Source organism: Methylobacterium durans, from assembly GCF_003173715.1.
GTDB lineage: Bacteria > Pseudomonadota > Alphaproteobacteria > Rhizobiales > Beijerinckiaceae > Methylobacterium > Methylobacterium durans.
Window position 1 is genome coordinate 738,017 of record NZ_CP029550.1, and the last position, 21,461, is coordinate 759,477.

The window sequence follows — 21,461 nt, forward strand, 5'->3', positions numbered from 1 at the left end:
CGGTGTCCATCGTCCCGTGCGCCCGCGTCCGAAACCTTGATCCAGCGCAATGATGCGGGAGCGCTCAGTTGACCACCGTGCGGGAAGGCCGATCGCGGCTCAATCCATGAGCGTCAGAGCGCCGCCCACATCGCGAGCGTCGTGACGCAGGCGGATGCTGCCGCCAGGGCGAGCGCATGGACGCTGGCGATGCTGCGGTGACGATATCCGTCACGGATGAAGGTTTCGGAGTGGACCGCTTGGCCCGAGCCTCGCGCTGCCCTCGCGAAGACGCGCGGAGGCGCAGCCTCGACACCCTCCGCCACCATGGGATGGATCCCCGCCGTCGATCTCATCGTCGTCTCCCGTGCTCGATACGGGAGCCATGGTGCCGAGCGCGAACGGACACGCCTTGATTCAGCGCAATGCGGCGTCCGCGACGGGTGCGGAGCGGTTCCGGATCGGGCGATGGCGCGGCGATCACGGCCCGATGCCCCGAAAGCCCGGCGCAGCCCCTGAAGGCGGCGTCGCTGGCGCGCCGCGGCCAGGTCCGCCCTCTCGGCTCAGGCGCAGCGTTTCAGCAGTTCGCCAAGCGTCACGGAGCTTGCCTGCAATGGGATGGACGCGCGTCTCGCTGAACCGCCGTAGCTTAACGCACCGCGTCGGCACGGCGGTCGCGCTGCTGGCCTGCTGCCATCGGCGGCCCGTCCAGGCGGGCGCCGATGGCTGGACGGCGGCCAATACCGCCATGGGTCTTCCGGGCGCCGCCGCTCAGACCAGGTGCTGCTCGAACGCGCGACGCCATGTCGAGGCGCGCTCGGCGCCTCAGAACTTCTCAGGCAGGCCCTTCACGGCGTCGCCCAACGCCTCGACGCTCTCGCGGATCCTGCGGCCAGCCGGGGCGAGCGACGGGACCTTCAGGCCGAACACCTCGGTGGTCTCGGGCTCCTCGGCCGTGGCCGCGGGAACTGCCTCCGCGGAGGCGACCTCAGCCTTCTTCGCGGCGATAGGCTTCGCGGCGACAATTTTGGGGCGCGGCTTCGCAGCCTCCTTCGCCGGCTCTCTCGCCGGATCCTTCGCGACCTCCTTCTCCGCCACCGCGGCAGGGGCCGCCGGCAGGGCTGCAAAGGTCGCGTCGGTCGAGCGGGCCTTCACCGTTTCCGCCCGGGTCGGGCCCAGGGCGTGAATAGTCCTGACCGTGGACACCAGCGCGGCCTCGCGGGTGGGCTTGAGTGTCGCGACGTTCTCGATCATCGGCGCCCGCTTCGCCGGAGCCGCGCTCGCTCTTTGGCTCGGCACGGGCGAGGGCATGACCGGCTGGGCCTCCGTGTCTAGGGCGGCGCGTAGCGGTGCCGGCGCCTCAGGCGTGGGTGCGATCAGCGTCGCTGGGGCGGGGGCAGGCGACGGCGCGGTGTCGCGGGCCACACTGCCAGTGGCGAGCGCCGGCACTCCATCCTTCAGGTCGGGCCAGCTCGCCGCGGAACTGACGCGCGCGATCGGCTTCGGCGGCGGTCCGGCGAGGCTGCCGAGCAGCGACATCGAGGCTGTGGAGAAAGCGGCAACGCCACTGACTGCGAGGCCGCCCACGAGGACGAGCCGCAGCTTGGACTTGAGCTTGGACTTGGTGGGCGATGGGCCCGGTGCCTGGGACGTCCGGGCTTCCGACGGATCGATCGCGACGTTCATCATCGGGCGAGGTCTCTTCCTACACGCTACGCACGGTAAGCGGATCGGCGCTCCCCTTCACCGATCCCGGCGCTGCGGCGCCGTCGGCCGCCTGACGCGAGCCGCGGTCCAAGACCTGAGGGTGACAATACGGCGCAAAGATGTCCGCACGCTCCTCGGCAGTCATCGTGCCAGCAGGGTTCATGACCTGCGGATTAACCCCGATCAGCTTAAGGCTTGGTGTCCGCTCACGACTTGCCCTGTCCCGGACTGATCCTGAGCCACTTCTTCGGCCTGTGGACAACAGGCTCGGAGCCGTTCCGCCTGCGCCTGCGCTACCTTCTCGACGCTGCGCGACCACCGGTCCGGCATCCGATCGGGCCGCTCACCCTGGCCAAGCCCGTGCTGCTTCAGGGCGAAGAGCGCGGGATCTCCCCAGCGGCCGAGCAGCGCCTGGAAAGCGTCGTGGCGGGCCGGATCGAAGGGGATCGCGGTGCCGGACGCGTTCTTGCAGGGATGCGGCGGCAGCATGTGCGCGTGCGGAACGAGTCCTGCCGGGATCGGCGCGGTAGCCGGGTGAGTGCGCCCGAGCCGGAGCACGCTCGCCACAACGTGGGCGCGCGGCCCGCCGGCACCCGCGTCGCCCGCTACCTCGATCCGGCCGATTGGGCCGTCGAAGACGAGCGTCAGGGCACTCCGGGGGAGCGCGGCGAGGCGCGGATCCTGCGGGTCCAGGGCCGGCGTCCCGCAGGCCGCGCGCAAGACATCGACCGCGTCCGGGTGTCGCGTGCGCAGGCCGACGACGCAGGTTCGGAGGCCGAACCCGAGATCGAACATGAGCGCGTCCCTGTCCTCGCCGCGAAGGGCCTCCGAATCCGCGCCGAGCGCCGTGACGGTGGACCGGGCCTCGGCAATCTCCTCCGCATCGGGCAGGCAGAGGGCGACGGCGTGGCTCCAAGTCTCGCCGAGGGCGGTCTCGTAGGCGAAGGGCACAAGCGCCTCGGATAGGCGCAGGCCGATGCCGCCGCGCGGCGAGACGAGGCCGAGGCGCCCGCCATCGAGCGGCGCGACATCCTCGTCGTCCGAGCGCCGGAATTCCGCCGCGGCGCCGAAGGTGCCGAGGCTCCACGCGGTGCCCGCGTCCGCGAGTCCCGCGCGCAGGAGATCGGCGATCGCGCTGCTGTCGCACATGACCGCTTTGGGCTAACGGGCGGGCGGCCACTCGACAAGCTCTCGCGGAGCGGCACCGGCTGTGGACCCCTGCGCCCGGTGCGTGGACTTCCCAGGCGCCCTCGGCGATTCTGCGTCCCTGGGCGCAGGTGCCCTGCCCCATGACGATGACGCACACCGCCCACACGGCTCCGACGACCCCCGTACTGCGGCACCGCGCCTTCTGGGCCAGCCTGCCGACGCGGACGCGCCTCATCGCCGTCGTGCTGGCGATCGACGTCATCGCCGCCCTCGTCTCGTGCGCCGTGATCGTGCTGAACGCGCGCTCGGCCGTGACGGTGGAGACGCGCGCCTCGCTCGCCACGGTCGAACTCCTCGTGGCCGACACGATCCGGCTGGCCGAAGATTCCCCGTCGGAGCGCGTCCTGCAGACGCTCGACCTGCGTTTTCAAGCCCTGCGGCACGTGCGCGTCTCGGTCTTCGACGAGGCCGGGCGCAAGGTCGGCGTCGCTCTGACGCGGATCCGCTCGGACAAGCACATGGCGCCGTCATGGTTCGCGTGGCTGATCGCCCCCGAGATCCAGGAGCACGTGCTGCCGATCTCAGTCGCCGGCCAGCGGATCGGAACCGCCCAGATCGTCACCGAACCCCTCGACGAGATCGACGAGGTCTGGGGTTACGCGGTCGCACTCTCGGTGACCACGTTCTGCATCAACGCCGCGATGCTGGCAGCCCTCTTCCTGGCGCTGGGCCGCGTCCTCGCCCCGCTCGGCAGCCTCGCCGAGGGCCTGACGCAGCTCGAGCGGCACGATTACACGGCGCGGCTGGAGCCGCCCAATTCCCGCGAGCTCGCGGTGATCGCCGACCGCTTCAACGGTGTCGCCGAGGCGCTGACCGAGGCGCGCTCGGCGAACGGGCGCCTCAACCGCCAGCTCCTGACCGCGCAGGACGACGAGCGGCGGCGCACCGCGCTCGAATTGCACGACGAGTTCGGGCCCTGCCTGTTCGCGCTCGAAGCGAATGCGGCCTCCGTCGGTCGTCTCGCCCGGAGCCCGCACGGCCCCGACCCCGAGAAGCTCGCGGCGCGCGCGGCCGACATCAGCATGATCGTCGGGCAGGTCCAGACGCTGAACCGCGATCTCCTCAACAGGCTCCGCCCGCACGCGCTCGGTGAAGTGCCGCTCAACGAGTGCCTGAACCTGCTGCTGCGCGACTTCGCCCGTCGCCACCCCGCGACCGCTTTCACCGGACAGTTCGAGGATCTCGCGCGGGGATACGGCGACCTCGTCGACCTGACCCTCTTCCGTTGCATCCAGGAGAGCATGACGAACGCCGTCCGCCACGGGCAGGCCGCCCACGTGACGGCACAGGCGCGGGAGACCGTCCGGCACACGATCGAGGTGACGGTGCGGGACGACGGGGCCGGACTGGCGCCCGATCACCGGATCGGTCTCGGACTCTCGGGGATGCGCGAGCGCGTGGAAGCGCTTGACGGGACATTTGAACTTGACAACGCAGCTCCGGGCACGGTTGTCCGGATCACCATACCCGCAGATGCCGAGCGGGGTGAAGAAGCAGGGGCCAGCGTGCCGCCATGAACGCCATCGCGACCAACGCCACCGCAATCTCCACGCGCCTGCCGGTGCTGGTGATCGATGACCATCCGATCGTCCTGCAGGGATGCCGCCGGGTGCTGGAGGATGCAGGCATCGAGACCGTCGCGGAAGCGACGAGCGTGGTGGCGGGCTACCGCCTGTTCCACCGCCTGCGCCCCCCGGTGGTGATCTGCGACCTCACCTTTCAGGGCAGCGGTCTGGCCGGGCTCGGCCTGATCCGCCGCATGAAGGCGGTGGAGCCGCGGACCCGTATCCTCGTCTTCAGCATGCACAACGATCCGGTCATCGTCGCGCGCGCGCTCGAAGCCGGCGCCCTCGGCTACGTGCTGAAGGACCACGCCTCGGCCGAGCTGTACGACGCCTTCGAGCGGGTGCGGGTCGGCGAGGTCTACCTCGACCGGCGCCTTGCCACCGAGGTCGCGATGCTGCGCACCGATGCGCGGCGCACGCCGGAATCGCAGCTGACGCCGCGCGAACAGCAGATCCTGGCGCGGCTCGCCCAGGGCAAATCCTACGGGGCGATCGCGACCGACCTGTCGGTCAGCTACAAGACGATCACCAACGCCTGCTCGCAGATGCGCCAGAAGCTCGGCGTGCGCACGCTCGCGGAGCTGATCCACGTGGCGGTGACGCAGGCGCAGCGGCAGGGCTGAACCGTCGCCGCGTCGGCGCTGGGAGAACGGGTTTGGATCGGAACGTCGCTGCTCCCTTCTCGGCGGAGGCCTGGGCCCGCAATGCGGAAACCTACGAGACCATCCGCACCATGCCCTTCAACGCCGAGCTCGCCGCAGGCACCCTCGGCCGGGCCCGGTTCCAGCACTACATCCTGCAGGACGCGCATTACCTCGTCGGCTTCGGGCGCGCCCTGAGCCTCGCGGCCGCGAAGGCGCCGGATCCAGACCGGATGGTGCAGTTCGCCCGTGCGGCCGAGACCGCGATCGTGGTCGAGCGCGCCCTGCACGGCGGCTTCTTCCGCGACTACGGGATCGACGCCGCGACCTTCGCCGGCACGCCGCTCTCGCCGTCCTGCGACCATTACGTCAGCTACCTCCTGGCGACGGCCTACGCCGAGCCTTACGAGGTCGTGCTCGCCGCCCTCCTGCCCTGCTTCTGGATCTACGCCGAGGTCGGCCGCGACATTCACGCCCGGGCCGTGCCCGACAACCCGTACCAAGCCTGGATCGACACCTATGCGGGCGAGGATTTCGCCCGGGCCGTTGCCGAGATGATCGCGGCGACGGACGAAGCAGCGGCGTCCGCCGCGCCGGCGCTCCTCGCGCGGATGCTCCGGGCCTTCACGCACGCCACCCGCCTCGAATGGATGTTCTGGGACGGCGCCTACCGGGAAACGGCCTGGCCCGTGTGACGCGCCGGTCCGATCAAATCCTCGGATCGCATTCCGCCTCGGGCTGGTCGGCCGGCTCCGCGCTGCTAGCTTGACGGAGACGGCCGATCGGCGGCGAGGGCGCAGGCCCGCATGCGAAGCAAGGGACAGACGGAATGACGGCCGGCCTGACGAGCGACCTCCTGCGAACGAAATCCCTGGACCGTCTCAACGCGGATGCGGAGGCCGGCGAGCACAAGCTGCAGCGGACCCTGGGGCCGTGGAGCCTGATCGGCCTCGGGATCGGCGCCGTGATCGGGGCGGGCCTGTTCTCGCTCACCGGCATCGCCGCGGCCGAGCATGCCGGACCGGCAGTCGTGATCTCTTTCGCCATCGCGGCAATCGGCTGCGCGTTCGCCGGCATGTGCTACAGCGAGCTCGCGGGCATGATCCCGGTGGCGGGCTCGGCCTACACCTACGCCTACGCAACGATGGGCGAGTTCGTCGCCTGGATCATCGGCTGGGACCTCGTGCTCGAATACGCGGTCGGCGCCGCGACGGTGTCGGTCAGCTGGTCGAAATACGTCGTGCGCTTCCTGCACGAGTTCGGGATCGACCTGCCGGGCAACCTCGTCCACTCGCCCTTCGAGACCTATCAGCTCGCGGACGGCAGCACCGCGCACGGCCTCGTCAACCTGCCGGCGATCCTCATCATCTGCGCCTGCTCCTACCTCCTGATGATCGGCATCCGGGAATCGGCGCGGGTGAACGCGGTGATCGTGATGGTGAAGCTCGCCGTCGTGGCGGCGGTGATCGGCGTCGGCGTGTTCTACATCAAGCCCGCCAATTACGTGCCCTTCATCCCCGACAACACCGGGACCTTCGGCGAGTACGGCTGGAGCGGGATCATGCGTGCCGCTGGCGTGGTGTTCTTCGCCTATATCGGCTTCGACGCGGTTTCGACCGCGGCGCAGGAGGCCAAGAACCCACAGCGGAACATGATGATCGGCATCCTCGGGTCGCTCGCGATCTGCACGGTCATCTACATCCTGTTCGCGGGCGTGCTCACCGGCCTCGTCCACTACGACGCGATGCGCGGCGACGCGGCGCCGGTGAACACCGCGATTGCGCAGACGCCGTTTCCCTGGCTCAAGAACCTCGTGACGCTGGGCATCATCGCCGGCTTCTCGACCGTGATCCTCGTGCTGCTGCTCGGCCAGAGCCGGGTCTTCTACACGATGTCCCAGGACCGGCTGCTGCCCGGCCTGTTCTCGCGCATTCACCCGGAATGGAAGACGCCCTACCGCTCGAACCTGTTCTTCATGGTCTTCACCGGCGCCCTCGGCGGCTTCCTGCCGATCAGCCAGCTCGGCCACATGACGAGCATCGGCACCCTGCTGGCCTTCGTCCTCGTCTGCCTTGGCGTGATCATCCTCCGGCGCACCCAGCCCGACGCGAAGCGCGAGTACCGGACGCCCCTCGTGCCGCTGGTGCCGATCCTCGGCATCGTGAGCTGCGGGGCGATGATGGTCTCCCTCGACGGCGAGACCTGGATCCGCCTGGTCGTCTGGCTCGGGATCGGGCTCGTGATCTACTTCGCCTGGAGCCGCCGCCACAGCCGCATCGGCCGCGAGGAAGCGGCCGGGAAGGCGTGACGCGTCAGGCGATCGCCGCGAGCGCGAGGCCCTTGCTGCGGACCTTGCGCACCGGCGCGCCCACCTCGACCACCTGACGCTCGCGGGCGATGAAGGCGGCGGGCATCTCGGCCTGCATCTCGGCCTCGACGCTCCGCAGACGGGCGTCCGAATGGCAGGGATGCAGGTGGATGATCCCGAGCGCCTTCACGTTCGCCGCGCGGGCGAGCTCGACGCCCTTCTGCCAGGTAGAATGGCCCCAGCCCCGGCAGGTCGGATACTCGCAATCCGTGAACATGCCGTCGTAGACCATCAGGTCGGCACCCGCGACGAACGCCTTGAGCGCCGGGTCGGGCCAGGGATCGCTGTGCTCGATGTCGCTGATCACGCAGAGGCGCTTGCCGCCGTGCTGGAAGCGATAGCCGACCGAGCCCTGCGGATGATTGAGGAGGATCGTGTCGACCTGCATGCCGTCCGGGAAGGTCAGCGTCTCGCCAGCCTTGAAGCCGTGGTGCTTGAGCGTACAGGGCAGCACGTCGAGTGTAACCGGGAAGAGCGGCGGCGCGAACAGGCGCCCGAGGGCTTCCTCGGCGGACGCGCCGTCGAGATTGCCGCAATAGGTGTGGACGGTCCGTTCCGGATCGAACACCGCGGGCTTGAAGAAGGGCAGGCCGCCGGTGTGGTCGAGATGCAGGTGGCTGAACAGGAGGTCGACCGACTTCGGAAGCGTTTCCCGATGGAACTGGCCGCAATTGTACAGGCCCGATCCAGCGTCGATCAGGAACAGGCGCTCGCCGCAGCGGATCTCCAGGCACGGAGTGCTGCCGCCGAACTCGACGTAATCGGGTCCGCTGACCGGGGTGGAGCCGCGGACACCCCAGAATCGCAGCGTCAGGGCGCTGTCTGGGGTAGGACGTTTCGACATCATCATCGGGGTCGTTTTACCAACTCTCCTGATCCCTCACGATCAGGACCCATTCGACGCGACGGCGTCAATGCACTTGGACGGCTCGGCCGGCGGGTGGGTAGCGCCTCGCGCTCTCGATGCCCTTTGAGGTGGGAATTCCGGTTCGTCCCGGATGTGCGTGCGCGCACACGACGCTGGCTCTTCATTCCGGTTTTCCCGCCTCGTCTCAGCGCTGCGCCAGTCGCCCGGACGCCCCGAGCGGATTGGCCATTCCCGCCCAGGCGCCGCTCGAATGACCGGCGCGATCGGCGCTCGGGGCGGCGTCGAGCGCGAGGCGGACCAGCAGGGGCAGCGTCTCCGCGTAGGTCGCGGCGACCGGTGCGAAAGGGTCCGGCGCGCGCTCGTAGGCCGCGACGAACCGGGCCGAGGCCCGATCGAACGATAGGCCGGTGCCGGGCGCGATCCAGGCGGCCCAGGTCGCTTCCGGGATCGGCGCAGTCGGCCGGCGCGCTGGGATCACCACGACCTCCTGCCCCGCATAGGCGAGCGCTTCCGGCCGGCTGACCTCCCCGAGCGAGACGCCCTTCGAGGCGAGCGCCGCCCAGAAGGCGTTCTGCCCGCCGTCCGAATAGGTCGTCCGGACCGCCGCCGCGCCATCGTCGACGAGGGCGGCGATGCGCGCCTCCTCAGCCGCGCGCCGGATCGCGACGGCGCGTTCCTTGGCCGGATCCTTCACCGGTGCGAACGCGTAGCGGCCACCCTCGACGCTCACCTGAACCTCGTCTCCCGTCGCCTCGAACCGGTCGAAGCCTTCCTTCAACTGCCGCCAGAACGCGATGTTCGGGTCCGTGCGGTGGCGCGCCATGTTCGAGGCCGTCATCCGGAACGGGTAGGATTGAAATTGGAACGCCGCTTGCCCGCCGGCCAACGCGTCGCGGGCGATGGCGTAGATCTCGCCCACAACCTGATCGGTCATGGCGAAGCACCCCATCGAGGAGCAGACGCCGTGGACCATCACGGCGGAGCCGGTGCCGCCATGGGCGCGGTCGAAGGCGTTGGGGTAGCCGACATCGAAGGACAGGTAGTAGCGGGAATTCGGGTTCATCTGGCCCTTGGCCACGCTGTAGAACCCTTCCGGCGTCTGCCGGTCCCCGTTCTTGCGCTTCGGCCCCAGCTGGCCGGACCAGCGGCAGATCGGAAAGGTCTTCAGGTGGACGAAGCGGCCGCCGGCCGTCTTCTTCCAGACCTCGATCTCGGATTCCTTCTTGAAGGCGCGAAACAGCACGGGCGCGGAGGCGCTGGTGCCCTTGGCGGCCATCAACGCGAGGGTCGCCGCCGGGATCGGCGCCTCGGCCTTGGCGTTCTGCGCCCGCGCATCCCCCGCATGCAGCCACACGCACAGCACGAGAAGGCTTTCGGCGCGAAGAAGCTGTCCGGCTTTGGCAGGAAGCATGAGCGGCCCGAGGAGACGAAGGCACCGGGCGGCCCGGCGGTGCGGCGCGAAGCGCGCACGATTCGAGAGCGTGGCGGCGCAATGCGGCGCGGTTGAGGCCGCCCGCCCACGTCAAATGACTGGCACGGCGGCCAAATCCGTCCTGTGCGGCTCGTCTTCCATCGACACCGTGTTGCGGGCCATCCGCGCCACCGCGTGAAACGGGGGCAGCGCGGCGAGATCCGCGGCCTCGGGCAGGCAGACGACGAGGCCGCGGCCGGCGCGGGCGGCGCGCAGCCGGGCGAGCCGCTCGCGGAAATCCTCGGCCTTGCGCTCGTCGAGGAGGATTGCGACCACGAGGATGTCCGGGTCCCGGATCAGGCAGCGCGCGAGGTCGATCGCGATTCGCTCGCGCGGACCGATGGCCCCTTCCCCAAGGCTGCTGCCCGTGCCTGGAAGGCCGGGCTCGACGCTGCTCTCGAGGCCGAGCCGGTAGACCGCCCGCTCCAAACCCTCGTCGGCCAGCACCTGCCGCACGAGGGCGCGCACGCGGGCCTCGGCGCCGGCCTCGCCGTAGGCGATGCGGCCGAAAAGAAGGTTCTCCTCCAGGCTCGCCGCGGAATTGACGTGGGCGGGATCGTAGAATTCCACTTGGCCCGTCAAGTGAATGGGGAGCATCGCCGCGAAGGAGCGGCGCGCCGCGACGAGACGCTCCTCGAAGGGCGGGTCGATCAGCCCGAAGCGGTGGCGCGTCTCGCTGTAGCGGAGTGACAGGCCGATGAGCCGCTCCCGGTCGCGCTGCCCGGCCGGACCGCGGCGCCAGCCGCTCGCCTCCGACTGACGGGCGACGAGATCCTCGAAATAGGCCCGCTCGGCGGCCGGGAAGAGCGAGAAGGCATCGAAGAGCGGATGGTCGTTCGGGAGGTCGGCGAAGATCTCCACCGTGCTCCGCGCGACCTGAAGGCCGATCTCGACGAGGGGGCGGGTCAGGTCCTCCGCCTCCAGCACGGCCCGCAGGTAGGGGTGGCGGCCGAGGTTGCCTGACGCGAAGGCTGTGCCGACCGCCTCGCCGAACAGGATGTTCTCGCCCACCGTCGCCTGGTGGTTGTAGCGGTCGGGATCGAAGGGCTCGACGAGGCGCTCCGCGTTGTCTGCGGCAAGCGCCGCTCGCACGGCCTGGCGGGCGGCGACGACGGCGCCGGCGAGGTCCGGATCCGCGGCCGGATCGATGCGGCCGACGAGGCCGCGTGCGTAGACGAAGCTGTCGAGGCCCGTGATGCGCAGCGTCTCGACGAAGACGGGCTCCTGGATCGCCGCGGCTGGGTCGGTGCCGTAGAGGATGTTCTGGCGCAGCGTGCCCTCTATGAGGATCGCCTCGCCCGACGCGAAGGCGATCCGGCGGGCGCGCTCGGCCGGGTCGAAGGTCCGCATGTCGAGCCCGTCGAAGGTGACCGAGCCGACCGTCGGCTCGAGCTGGCCCGCGAGAACGCCGGCGAGCACCCGCGCCCCGCTGCCGCGCCCGCCCGTGACGGCGGTATGCGCCGGCATCGGCAGGACGAGATCGGCGCCGACGAGGCGCTCGCCCGAGGTCGGCTCGTAGGCGCTCACGCCCGAAAGCGCGAGCGGGCCGGCTTCCGGTACGGCGACGGGGTGGGCGGTGCCGCGCGGCCGGCGTCGCTCCAGATCGCTCAGCGCCCGCGCGATCTCGCGGAAGGCCGGAGCGACGTCGGCCCTCAGGAACCAGAGCCGGAGCGACACCGCGACCAGCAGGGCGGCGAGGCCGAAGGCGCCGCCCGCGGCAGCGAGGGCGCCCGGCGTCACGGGCGAAGCGGGGGCGGAGCCCGGCGCCCCGCCGCCTCGCCACATGGCCGCGCCGAGCGCCAGCGCCGGCAGCAGCACGGCGAGCGCCGCGGCGGGCGCCCGCGCGTAGGCGAGGCGCGCCTCCGCCCGACCGAGCGCGCCGCGGCTCGCCACCGCCTTCGCGCGGAGCCGCGCGCGCTCCTGCGCGGCGGCCCCGTGCCTGCGCACGGCGGGGAGACGGCGCACGAGATCGACCAGGGCTCGCTCCGCGAGCCCGCTCACGTTCCGCCGCAGTGCCGCCCGAGCCCGCCCGCTCCGCAGGATGAGGGCGCCGGCGAGGCCCGAGGCGAGGAGGCCGACGACGGCGACCGGCAGGAGGCGGGGCGCCGCGAGAAGCGCCGCCAGCCCCGCCATCAGAATCGCCCCGAGCGTCAGCGCGGGAACCAGGATCCCGACCGCCAGAAGCCCATCGATCCGCCCGAGCAGGTCGCCGACGAGATGCGCGAGGTTGCGCGCCTCGTCGCGGGCGCCGACGGGCGCGTGCAGGATCGCGTCGGTCGCCGACCGGCGGAGGTGCCAGGCGGCCCGCGCCTCGGCGGAGAAGCACAGTCGCGCCACCACCCAGCCGAGAGCGGCGAGCGCGAGGGCGGTACCGGCGAGCGTCAGGAAGGCGGCAAGTTCGAGGGCGACCGGCGTCAGCGACCAGCCCTCCGCGAGCAGAACCTCGCCGCTCAGGGTCGGGATGGACAACCGGAGGTAGGGCAGGATCGCGGCCGTGTCGCGGCCCAGCGTGTCGGCGAGGTCGCGAAGGCAGAGGAGCGCTAGCGCGGCGAGCGGCCCCCGAGTCCGAGCGCGAGGGCGACCGCGGCTGCGTGGCGGCGGGGCGCCGCGCGCCACGCGTAGAGGATCGGATCGCGTTCCATCGCCGTCCGTGGATCGAGCTCGGGTCCAGGGCGGTCTTAATGGTGCAGGTGGGAGCTCGCAAAGCGCGGCGGCGCACCCGCCGGCGTTTCGAGCATCGCCTCGGTTGATCGGCATCACGCCGAGCGAAGTCGTCGCGCGGTGAAGCGCGGCGGTTGTTCGGAGGCGCCGAGACTTCTACATCTCGCTGTCCGCTGTCCTTCACCCGATCTCCGACACCCCACGATGTGCGAATTGCTCGGCATGAGCGCGAACGTGCCAACCGATATCCGCTTCTCGTTTGCCGCGCTGGCGCGACGCGGCGGCGAGACCGGCCCGCACGCGGATGGCTGGGGCATCAGCTTCTACGAGGGACGGGGCTGCCGGACCTTCCACGATCCGGAGCCGAGCGCCCGGTCGGAACTCGCCAAGCTCCTGCGCAACTACCCGATCAAGAGCCGCATCGTGGTGGCGCACGTGCGCAAGGCGAATCGCGGGCGGGTTTCGCTGGAGAACACGCATCCCTTCGCCCGCGAACTCTGGGGCCGCCGCTGGACCTTCGCGCACAACGGGCAGTTGAAGGGCGTGAAACGGCTGCCGCTGACGGGCTTCCACCCGATCGGGACGACCGACAGCGAGCACGCCTTCTGCTGGATGATGGGCCAGCTCCAGTGTCGCTGGCGCGCCCTGCCGAAGCCCGCCGCCCTCGACCGGGCGGTCGCCGACCTGTGTGCCGAGCTGCACGGGCGCGGCGTCTTCAACATGCTCCTGTCCGACAGCCGCTCCCTCTACGCCCATTGCGGCAAGCGCCTCTGTTACTTGACGCGCTGCGCGCCCTTCGGCACGGCGACCCTCGTCGACGAGGATTGGCGGGTCGATTTCGCGCAGGAGACGACGGAGCGCGACATCGTCACCGTGATCGCCACGCAGGCCCTGACCCGTGACGAGACCTGGACCGACCTCGACAAGGGCGACGTGCTCGTCCTGCGCGACGGCGGCATCCGCCTCATCAAGCCCGGCCACGCGCCAGCCCGCACGCTCGCGGCCCCCTTAAGCGCGCCGCACGCCTGTTGATCGCCCCCGGCGCGGACCTCCGGAAGGTGCGCGCAGGGGCACGATGCGCTACAAAGACGTCAACCAGAGGCCTTCCGGACCAGGACCACCGGACGGCGCCCAAGATCAAACATTCCCAGACGAGCCATGCGAAGCGACGAGATTCAGACAATCCCCGACCACCCGGACCGGGACGCGGACGCGCGGCCCAACCTGTCGGCGAGCATCCGCACCCATCTCGGCGACCACCTGCGCACCGCCTACGAGGCGATCGGACAGGCGGAGATGCCGAACCGGTTCGTGGAGCTGATCGACAAGCTCGAAGCGGCCCTGCGTGCGCAGGGCGAGGCCGTCGAGCCCGATTTCCGCGACGGGCTGCTCGCGGCCGTGCCGAGCCTGCGCGCCTTCGCGCTCTCGCTGACCTCGAATCCCGCCCGCTCGGACGATCTCGTGCAGGACACGCTGCTGAAGGGCTGGCAGCACCGGGCTCGCTTCCAGCCGGGCACGAACCTCAATGCGTGGCTGTTCACGATCCTGCGCAATATCTTCTACTCGGATCATCGCAAGCGCGTGCGCGAGGTCGAGGATCAGGACGGCTCCTACGCCGCCCGGCTCGCGACGGCCCCGCACCAGGGCGACCGCCTCGACGTCGAGGATCTGCAGAGCGCGCTCGCCAAGCTGCCGCCGGACCAGCGCGAGGCCCTCGTCCTCGTCGGCGCGGAGGGCGTCTCCTACGAGGAGGCGGCGACCATCATGGGCTGCAAGGTCGGGACGGTGAAGAGCCGCGTCAGCCGCGCGCGCGGTCGTCTCGCGGAGCTTCTCGGCTACGACGAAGAGGATCTCGGCTCCGACCGGTTCATCCAGTCGGCGATGCCGAAGGAGGCCTGAACGCGGCCCGCGGATCGGCTTGACCAAATTTTAGGCATAGGAAATTTCGACGCATCCCTTTCGAAGGATCGCGCGTTACCGGCCCAAGCTCCGCTGTGCAGACGGGTTCGTACCCTGGCGCGGCGGTCCCTTGGAAACGGAGAGTTTTCTATGAACGTCAAGACCCTTCTCGCGGCTTCCGCGATCGCCCTCGCGCTGCCGATGGCGGCCCAGGCCCAGGGCCTCGTGCGCGGTGCCGAGCAGGGCGCTCGCGACGGCGGCGACGCGGCGGGCCCGGTGGGTGCGATCGTCGGTGGTGCGGTCGGTGCCGCGACGGGCACGGTCGGCGGCATCCTCGGTGTCGATGACCGTCCGCGCTTCCGCAGCTACGTCAACGAGCGTCGCGTCCGCTCCTACGATTACGATGGACGCGTGGCGGTCGGCACCACGCTGCCGAGCAGCGGCGTGACCTACTACGAGGTGCCGGACGATTATCGCGTGAAGCCCGGCTACCGCTATACGGTCGTGAACGATCGCCCGGTGCTGGTCGATCGCGGCCACCGCATCGTCGAAGTCATCGACTGACCGGATCGCGGCGCCCACCGGGCGCCGTCCGGACTGGAGGCCCCGGCGCGCCGCGCCGGGGCCTTCGTCGTTTACACGAGGCCGTGAGCAGAGGCTCGGTCTGAGCTTTTCTTTGTCGCCGCTGCGCAACGCCTGACCTTGCCGACACGTTTCTGTCGTCAAGTAACGGGAGATCCAGACGATGCGTGACGACGAGGACGCTGCTTCGGATCCCGTCCTGCCGGAGCCGGTCCGGGATCACCTCGGCCAGCAGTTGCGGACGGTCTACAATGTCGATGCCGGCAAGCCGCAATATCTCGGCGACGAGGCGGTGCCGCAGGCGTTCGAGCCGCAGATCAAGCGCCTCGAGACGCGCCTGAAGACGCACGAGGAAGGAACGATCGCGGTCGAAGGCGCCCTCGAGCGTATCCTCGACGCCTTCGGCCTCGACCCCGATGCCAAGGCCGGCGGCCGCGTGCCGGACCCGGCCGCGTCAGGGGCGCGGGCGAGTGGCAAGTAGGTCGCGGATCTCGCCGAGGATCTTCACGTCCGCCGGCACCTCGGCGACGGCCTCGGGCTTCTGCTCCTCACGGGTCTGCAGCTTGTTCATGGCGCGGATGACGAGGAACAGCACGAAGGCGACGATGGTGAAATTGATGGCGACGGTGACGAACTGCCCATAGCCGAGAACCGCGCCCTGCTTCTTGGCCTCGGCATAGGCGAGGCCGCTCTGCACCTTCGACGAGAGCGGAACGTAGTAGTTCGAGAAGTCGAGACCGCCGGTGATCGCTCCGATGACCGGCATGAACACGTCCTGCACGGCGGAGGTGACGATCGCCCCGAAGGCCGCGCCGATGATCACGCCAACGGCGAGATCGACCACGTTCCCGCGCAGCGCGAACTTTTTGAATTCCTCCAGCATCGCACCCCTCCGCATCGACAGGGCCACTTCTCGCGACCCATGCGAGCTTAGGCAAGATGATCGCACCGCAACAGGCCGTGGACATTCCATCCACGCCCAATCGCGGCCCGGTCACGGAGCCTGAGGACCGGTTGTCGGCTCGTCCGGCAGGACCGGGCGGCTCAGCGATTCCAGTTTCGCCCGGCGACGATATTGGATCGCGCCGACTGGAATCACCGCGAGATAGGCGAGGCTGACGGCGACCATCACCTCGAAGGGGAAGCTGATGGCGATGCCGAAGATCGCGACGCCGAGAAGGAAGATCGGCAGAACCCACCCGCGCGGCACCCGCTTGCCCATGGTCTTGCCGGAGAAGGTCGGCACTGTTGAGACGACGAGGAGGGCGATGGCGAGCAGGTAGACGAGGACCAGCGGCGCCGCCCATTTCTCGAACGAGAAGCCGAGGAAGTGCAGGTAGAGCGGCAGCATCGCCGTCAGCGCGCCGGCAGGCGCCGGCATACCGACGAAATAGTCCTTCTTCCACTCGGGCCGGTCGGGATCGTCTAGCATCGCGTTGAAGCGGGCGAGCCGCAGGCCCATGGCGATCGCGAAGATCAGCGCCACGATCCAGCCGACCGAGCGCAAGTGGAAGAGCGCGAAGCCGTAGAGGATCAAGGCCGGCGCGCAGCCGAAATTGACGAAGTCGGCCAGCGAATCGAGTTCGGCCCCGAAGCGCGACGTGCCCTTGAGGAGACGGGCGACGCGCCCGTCGACGCCGTCGAGGAGCGCTGCCACCACGATAGCGATCACGGCCGGCTCGAACTTGCCCTCGAAGGCGAGGCGAATCGCGGTGAGCCCGAGGCAAAGCGCCATCAGGGTGATCATGTTCGGCGCGATCATCCGGAACGGCACCGGCTTGAAGCGGCGCGGCTTCGGCTCGTTCGGGTCCGGCGCGAAGGGCGGGAACAGATCGTCCATCGGGGCCTCCCCTCAGATCCGGCGGAAGGTCCGCTCGGGACCACCCGAGAGATCGGCGAGCACCGTCTCGCCCGCGACCGCCTTCTGGCCGAGCCCGACGAGGACGCGGGTTCCGGCCGGCAGGTAGACGTCGACCCGCGATCCGAACCGGATGAGCCCGAAGCGCTCGCCGACCTGGAGCGAATCGCCCGCCGCCACGAAACCGACGATGCGGCGTGCGACGAGGCCGGCGATCTGCACCACGCCGATGCGCACCGGCGCGCCCTTGTGCAGGGTCTCCATCACGAGGCCGTTGCGCTCGTTGTCCTCGCTCGCCTTGTCGAGCTCGGCGTTGAGGAACAGGCCCGGCGTGTAGTGGATCTGCCCGATCCGGCCCGTCACAGGCACCCGGTTCACGTGGCAGTCGAACACGTTCATGAAAACCGAGACCCGGGTCATCGGCACCTGCGGCAGGTCGAGTTCCGGCGGCGGCAGCACGGTCGCGATCAGGTTCACGCGCCCGTCCGCCGGCGAGACCACGAGGCCCTCGGCCACCGGCGTGACGCGCTCCGGATCGCGGAAGAAGTAGCAGACCCAGAGGGTGAGGATCAGGAAGATCCAGCCGAAGAACTGCGAGAAGTAGCCCGCCAGCACCGTCAGCACGATGCCGATCAGGATGAAGGGATAGCCCTCCTTGTGGATCGGCACGAGGACGCGGCGGATCGTCTCGAAGAGATCGGTCATGGAGGTTCAGGCACTCCTGCTCTCGCCGGCAGCACGCGCCCCGGCGGGGCCGGATGGCAGCCCCGGGGATTCCGTCAACCGCCACGCCGGGCCGGGGCCCCGCCCCCTACTCGGCGGGCAGCGGCTCGGGCGCGCGCATGCGGGGCTCCGCGGCACCCGGAAGGTCGTCCTCGTCCTCCGCGCGCTTGAGGGCCTCGCGGGCCTCGTCGGCCTCGCGCTGGCGGCTCCACAGGGCCGCGTAGACGCCGCCCCTCGCCAGCAGGCTCGGGTGGTCGCCCCGCTCCACGACGAGGCCGCGGTCGAGCACGATGATCTCGTCGGCGTTGACGACGGTGGACAGGCGGTGCGCGATGACGAGGGTGGTGCGTCCCCGCGACACCCGTTCGAGGGCGTCCTGGATCTCGCGCTCGGTGAAGGAATCGAGCGCTGAGGTCGCCTCATCGAGGACGAGGATCGGCGGCCCCTTCAGGATGGTGCGGGCGATCGCGACCCGCTGCTTCTCGCCGCCCGACAGCTTCAGCCCGCGCTCGCCGACCGGCGTGTCGTAGCCCTCCGGCAGGCCGGAGATGAAGCGGTCGATCTGGGCGAGGCGGGCGGCCTCGCGAACCTCCTCGAGGCTCGCGTCCCAGCGGCCGTAGCGGATGTTGTAGCCGATCGTGTCGTTGAACAGGACCGTGTCCTGCGGAACCATGCCGATGGCGGCGCGCAGGCTGTCCTGCCGGACCTGCGCGATGTCCTGCCCGTCGATCGTGATGCGGCCGCCCTGCGTCTCGTAGAACCGGAACAGCAGCCGCGACAGGGTCGACTTGCCGGCCCCCGAGGGACCGACGATGGCGACCGTCCTGCCGGGGGCGACCGAGAAGGTGACCCCGCGCAGGATCGGCCGGTCCGGGTTGTAGGCAAAGCGCACGTCCTCGAAGCGCACGGCAGCTTCCGCGACGCGCAGGGCCGGTGCGCCCGGGCGGTCCGCGATCTCGGGGTTGCGGTGCAGGATCCGGAACATGTCGTCGATGTCGATCAGGGCCTGTTTGATCTCGCGGTAGATCATGCCCATGAAGTTGAGCGGCATCGAGAGTTGGATCAGCATCGTGTTGACGAGCACGAACCCGCCGATCGTGGTCCGCCCGGCCATGATGTCGCGCGCGGACAGCCACATCACGATCGTCATGCCGATGGTGAAGATGACGGCCTGACCCGCATTCAGCACGGCGAGCGAGACGTAGGTCTGGGTCGAGGCTTTTTCGTACTTCGCCATCGAGGCGTCGTATCGCTCGGTCTCGCGCCGCTCCGCGCCGAAATACTTCACCGTCTCGAAGTTCAGGAGGGAGTCGACCGCCTTGGTATTGGCCTCGGTGTCGGAATTGTTCATCCGGCGCCGGATCGCGATCCGCCACTCCGTCGCCTTGTAGGTGAAGCCGAGATAGGCGAGCACCGTCACCAGCACGACGGCCGAGTATGTCCAGTCGAACTCGTAGGCGAGGACGCCGATCACGAGCACGAACTCGACGATGGTCGGCACCAGGGTGAGCACCATCAGCCGCGACAATTCCTCGATGCCGCCGCGGCCCCGCTCCAGAACGCGCGTCAGCCCGCCGGTCTTGCGCTCCAGGTGGAAGCGCAGGGACAGGCGGTGCATGTGCTCGAAGGTCTCCAGCGCGAGCCGGCGCACGGCATGCATCGCGACCTTGGCGAAGAGCCCGTCCCGCACCTGCGTCAATGCGCTCATCACGATGCGCGCCAGACCGTAGAGCGCGATCATCAGCACCGGCGCGGCGAAGAGGCCGGTGGGCAGGGCCTCGCCGGGCTTGGCATTGGCAGCGGCGACGAGGGCGTCGGTCGCCCATTTGAAGGTGAAGGGCGCCACCATCGTCGCGAGCTTGGCGACGAGCAGGAGGCCGAAGGCGAGAAAGACGCGCCGCTGCAGGTCGAGCCGGCCGTGGGGCCAGAGATAGGGCCAGAGCCGGCGATAGGTGGTGACGAGGCCGGGGCGCTCGGGCGGCGCGGCCGGGCCAGAATCGGAACTCATGGGTGACATGTCCGGGAATGCGGGTGCTCGGCCGGCATATAGGCGCGCCCGCCCCCGCATGCACGCTCCGTCCCGGCAGGGCCGCCCTGCGGGCAGGACGGGGCGTGGGCCCCGCCCATGCTCAGCCGCGCTTCTTCTGCCGCTGCGCCGTGCCGTCGTCGGTCGGCAGGACGAAGATCTGTCCTGGGTAGATCAGGTCGGGATCGCGGATCTGCTGCTGGTTGGCGTCGTAGATCACCGTGTAGCGGTCGCCCTTGCCGTAGGTGCGACGGCTGATCTGCCAAAGGCTGTCGCCGCGGGTGATCCGGGCGGTGCTGATCTCGGCGACGAACACGCCCGGCGTCCCCTCGGACCGCGCCGCCGGCGTCTCGACCTGCGCGGACATCTGCACGCCCCCCTGCGCCGGGGCGGTGGCGACGGCGGCCCGGTCCTCGGGCGCGGCCGCACCCGGCGCCGCCTCGGCCCGCGGCGTCGCGTCCGCCCGTGCATGCGCCTGCGGCCCCGCATCCGCCTGCGGCCCTGCCTGTGCGTGTGGCCTCTCCCGCGGGCCGGGCGGAGCGGGCGTGTGGGGGCCGCTCGCCGTGGCGGAAGGCGGCTTCGGCTCCGCGGCGGCCGTCGGGCCGGGCGGCTCGGCGGCGGGCCGCGAGGCCGGTGCGGGCAGGCCCGCAGCCTCGGGCTCCCGGCTCGCGACCCGGGCGGGAACCGGGTAGTTGAAGGCGACCTCGGAGCGTGCCCGGACCTTGCCGGTGACGGTATCGACCTGATCGATGCGGATCTTGTAATCGCCCGGGCGCACGCCGCGGCCGATCGTGAAGGTCACGGTCCCGTCGTGGCCGACACTGCCCGGTGCGACCAGCGTGTCGTTGAGGTAGAGGCGCACGGTCGAGCCCGGCGTCGCCCGGCTCGTGATGAACAGCCGCCCGTTCTCCTGCGCGTCGACGCTGACGATCTTGACCGGGTTGGCGCCCTGCGCCTCTGTCTTCGCCCTCGCTTCGGCGGCGCGGGGATCACCGCGCGGCGCGCCGGCAGGCGCGCGCTCTGCTCCGGGCCGGGCTTCCGCCACCTCGTTCTTGGCCTCGGGCTGCGAGAGCACGACGGTCGGCTGATCGGGCGAGGTCAGGGCGACGAGGGGCTTGGTGTCGCGCGTCGGCGCCACCACGACGGCCACGCTCTGCTTCGAGCGCGTCTCGCGACCCTCCGACCCGGTCGAGCGCAGGACGATCTCGCTGTTGCCCGGCGGGAGCGCGGGCGGCACGATGGCGAACTGCCCGTTGGGATCGGCGAGGGCCCGGGCCACGATCTTGCCGTTGACGAGCATCTCGACCGAGGTGTTCGGCAACCCGCGCCCAGCGACCACGGCCTCGCCGTCCGGCTCCACGCGGATCAGGTCGAAGCTCGGGCCGCTCTCCGGGCCGGCGGCCGCGGGCTTGCGCGGCTCCCCCTTCGCCTCGGGCGCGATGCCCGGCATCGCATCGGGCGAGAGGTTCGCGAGAGGCTTCGCGTCCGGTGCCGCGCCAGCGGAACCGGCCCGAGCCTTGCCTGAGGCCTCGGAGGCCGCATCGGGCTCGCTGGCGGTGCCGCGGCCCGCGGGCGTCTCCAGCGCGGCGACCGGCGGGCGCGCGTCCGTTTGCGGCGCGCGTGCCGGCTCTGTCGCCCGCTTCATGAACTCGCCGGCTCCGAACAGGCCGACCACGAGCAGGAACCCGCCCAGCAGGCCGATGCCCGCGAGACCGAGACTCCGCCGCAACTCCGCCGTCATGGCGTCCTACTCCCGTGGCGTCGACGGGGCCGGGCGGCCTGCCGCGGACACGCGCGGGGCACTGACAAAACCGTCGACTGGTCGCGGCATATTAACGTACATGACCGAGACACCAAGCCGCCGACGCCCAGGTAGGGGTGAATCCCGCGCATATTCAGCAGTT

Annotated in this window: 18 protein-coding genes and 1 pseudogene; 8 read left to right on the plus strand and 11 right to left on the minus strand. The window is 70.3% G+C overall.

What is annotated here, in order from left to right; all coding sequences use genetic code 11:
- Positions 1-113: 113 nt before the first annotated feature.
- From DK389_RS03410 to DK389_RS03420, 3 genes are all read right to left on the minus strand, one after another.
- A complete protein-coding gene (locus DK389_RS03410) occupies positions 114-335 on the minus strand; it encodes a hypothetical protein (RefSeq protein ID WP_162560473.1) in 222 nt (73 codons plus the stop codon).
- A gap of 469 nt (positions 336-804) precedes the next feature.
- A complete protein-coding gene (locus DK389_RS03415) occupies positions 805-1,668 on the minus strand; it encodes a hypothetical protein (RefSeq protein WP_109887443.1) in 864 nt (287 codons plus the stop codon).
- Between the two features lie 201 nt (positions 1,669-1,869).
- Complete coding sequence (locus DK389_RS03420) at positions 1,870-2,835, minus strand: DUF6925 family protein (RefSeq protein WP_194075154.1); 966 nt, start codon at positions 2,833-2,835, stop codon at positions 1,870-1,872.
- Positions 2,836-2,981: 146 nt separating this feature from the next.
- On the opposite strand from DK389_RS03420, the gene DK389_RS03425 reads away from it, so the two are divergent.
- The 4 genes from DK389_RS03425 to DK389_RS03440 all read left to right on the plus strand — a co-directional run bounded on the left by DK389_RS03425 (position 2,982) and on the right by DK389_RS03440 (position 7,409).
- On the plus strand, positions 2,982-4,412 hold the full coding sequence (locus tag DK389_RS03425) for an ATP-binding protein (protein ID WP_236961128.1): 1,431 nt from the start codon (positions 2,982-2,984) through the stop codon (positions 4,410-4,412).
- A complete protein-coding gene (locus DK389_RS03430; RefSeq protein WP_109887445.1) occupies positions 4,409-5,083 on the plus strand; it encodes a response regulator transcription factor in 675 nt (224 codons plus the stop codon). Before DK389_RS03425 ends, DK389_RS03430 begins: the two co-directional genes overlap by 4 nt.
- Positions 5,084-5,115: 32 nt before the next feature.
- Positions 5,116-5,796 carry a thiaminase II gene (gene tenA, locus DK389_RS03435; protein ID WP_236960575.1) on the plus strand — a complete coding sequence of 227 codons (681 nt, stop codon included), beginning with the start codon at positions 5,116-5,118 and terminating at the stop codon, positions 5,794-5,796.
- Between the two features lie 134 nt (positions 5,797-5,930).
- Positions 5,931-7,409, plus strand: a complete 1,479-nt coding sequence (locus DK389_RS03440; RefSeq protein WP_109887446.1) for an amino acid permease — start codon at positions 5,931-5,933, stop codon at positions 7,407-7,409.
- Between the two features lie 4 nt (positions 7,410-7,413).
- Here DK389_RS03440 and DK389_RS03445 read toward each other — a convergent pair whose 3' ends face one another.
- From DK389_RS03445 to DK389_RS03455, 3 genes and pseudogenes are all read right to left on the minus strand, one after another.
- Positions 7,414-8,319 (minus strand): MBL fold metallo-hydrolase, encoded by a 906-nt coding sequence (locus DK389_RS03445; RefSeq protein WP_418292004.1) that lies wholly within the window; start codon positions 8,317-8,319, stop codon positions 7,414-7,416.
- A gap of 202 nt (positions 8,320-8,521) precedes the next feature.
- Positions 8,522-9,748: a L,D-transpeptidase family protein gene (locus DK389_RS03450; RefSeq protein WP_236960579.1), complete on the minus strand. Its 1,227-nt coding sequence runs from the start codon at positions 9,746-9,748 to the stop codon at positions 8,522-8,524.
- 111 nt (positions 9,749-9,859) lie between these two features.
- Positions 9,860-12,450 (minus strand): annotated as a pseudogene (locus DK389_RS03455) (P-loop NTPase family protein).
- A 223-nt stretch (positions 12,451-12,673) separates the two neighbouring features.
- Between DK389_RS03455 and DK389_RS03460 the strand changes: the two are divergent.
- From DK389_RS03460 to DK389_RS03475, 4 genes are all read left to right on the plus strand, one after another.
- Positions 12,674-13,501 carry a class II glutamine amidotransferase gene (locus tag DK389_RS03460; protein ID WP_109887447.1) on the plus strand — a complete coding sequence of 276 codons (828 nt, stop codon included), beginning with the start codon at positions 12,674-12,676 and terminating at the stop codon, positions 13,499-13,501.
- A gap of 126 nt (positions 13,502-13,627) precedes the next feature.
- Positions 13,628-14,368: a NepR family anti-sigma factor gene (locus DK389_RS03465; RefSeq protein ID WP_109887448.1), complete on the plus strand. Its 741-nt coding sequence runs from the start codon at positions 13,628-13,630 to the stop codon at positions 14,366-14,368.
- A gap of 150 nt (positions 14,369-14,518) precedes the next feature.
- Entirely contained in the window at positions 14,519-14,932 is a 414-nt protein-coding gene (locus tag DK389_RS03470; protein ID WP_109887449.1) for a DUF1236 domain-containing protein, read from the plus strand.
- Between the two features lie 181 nt (positions 14,933-15,113).
- The gene (locus DK389_RS03475) at positions 15,114-15,431 is read left to right on the plus strand and encodes a hypothetical protein (protein ID WP_109887450.1); all 318 of its coding nucleotides are present in this window, start codon (positions 15,114-15,116) and stop codon (positions 15,429-15,431) included.
- Here the strand turns inward: DK389_RS03475 and mscL are convergent.
- The 5 genes from mscL to DK389_RS03500 form a co-directional block, all read right to left on the minus strand.
- Complete coding sequence (gene mscL / locus DK389_RS03480) at positions 15,405-15,833, minus strand: large conductance mechanosensitive channel protein MscL (protein WP_109887451.1); 429 nt, start codon at positions 15,831-15,833, stop codon at positions 15,405-15,407. The genes DK389_RS03475 and mscL overlap by 27 nt on opposite strands.
- A 111-nt stretch (positions 15,834-15,944) precedes the next feature.
- A complete protein-coding gene (locus tag DK389_RS03485; protein ID WP_109887452.1) occupies positions 15,945-16,790 on the minus strand; it encodes a CDP-alcohol phosphatidyltransferase family protein in 846 nt (281 codons plus the stop codon).
- Positions 16,791-16,802: 12 nt separating this feature from the next.
- Positions 16,803-17,513, minus strand: coding sequence for a phosphatidylserine decarboxylase (locus tag DK389_RS03490; protein ID WP_109887453.1), 711 nt, complete (start codon positions 17,511-17,513; stop codon positions 16,803-16,805).
- 106 nt (positions 17,514-17,619) lie between these two features.
- Positions 17,620-19,539: an ABCB family ABC transporter ATP-binding protein/permease gene (locus tag DK389_RS03495; RefSeq protein WP_109887454.1), complete on the minus strand. Its 1,920-nt coding sequence runs from the start codon at positions 19,537-19,539 to the stop codon at positions 17,620-17,622.
- Positions 19,540-19,660: 121 nt separating this feature from the next.
- The gene (locus DK389_RS03500) at positions 19,661-21,298 is read right to left on the minus strand and encodes a LysM peptidoglycan-binding domain-containing protein (RefSeq protein ID WP_109887455.1); all 1,638 of its coding nucleotides are present in this window, start codon (positions 21,296-21,298) and stop codon (positions 19,661-19,663) included.
- Positions 21,299-21,461 lie beyond the last annotated feature (163 nt).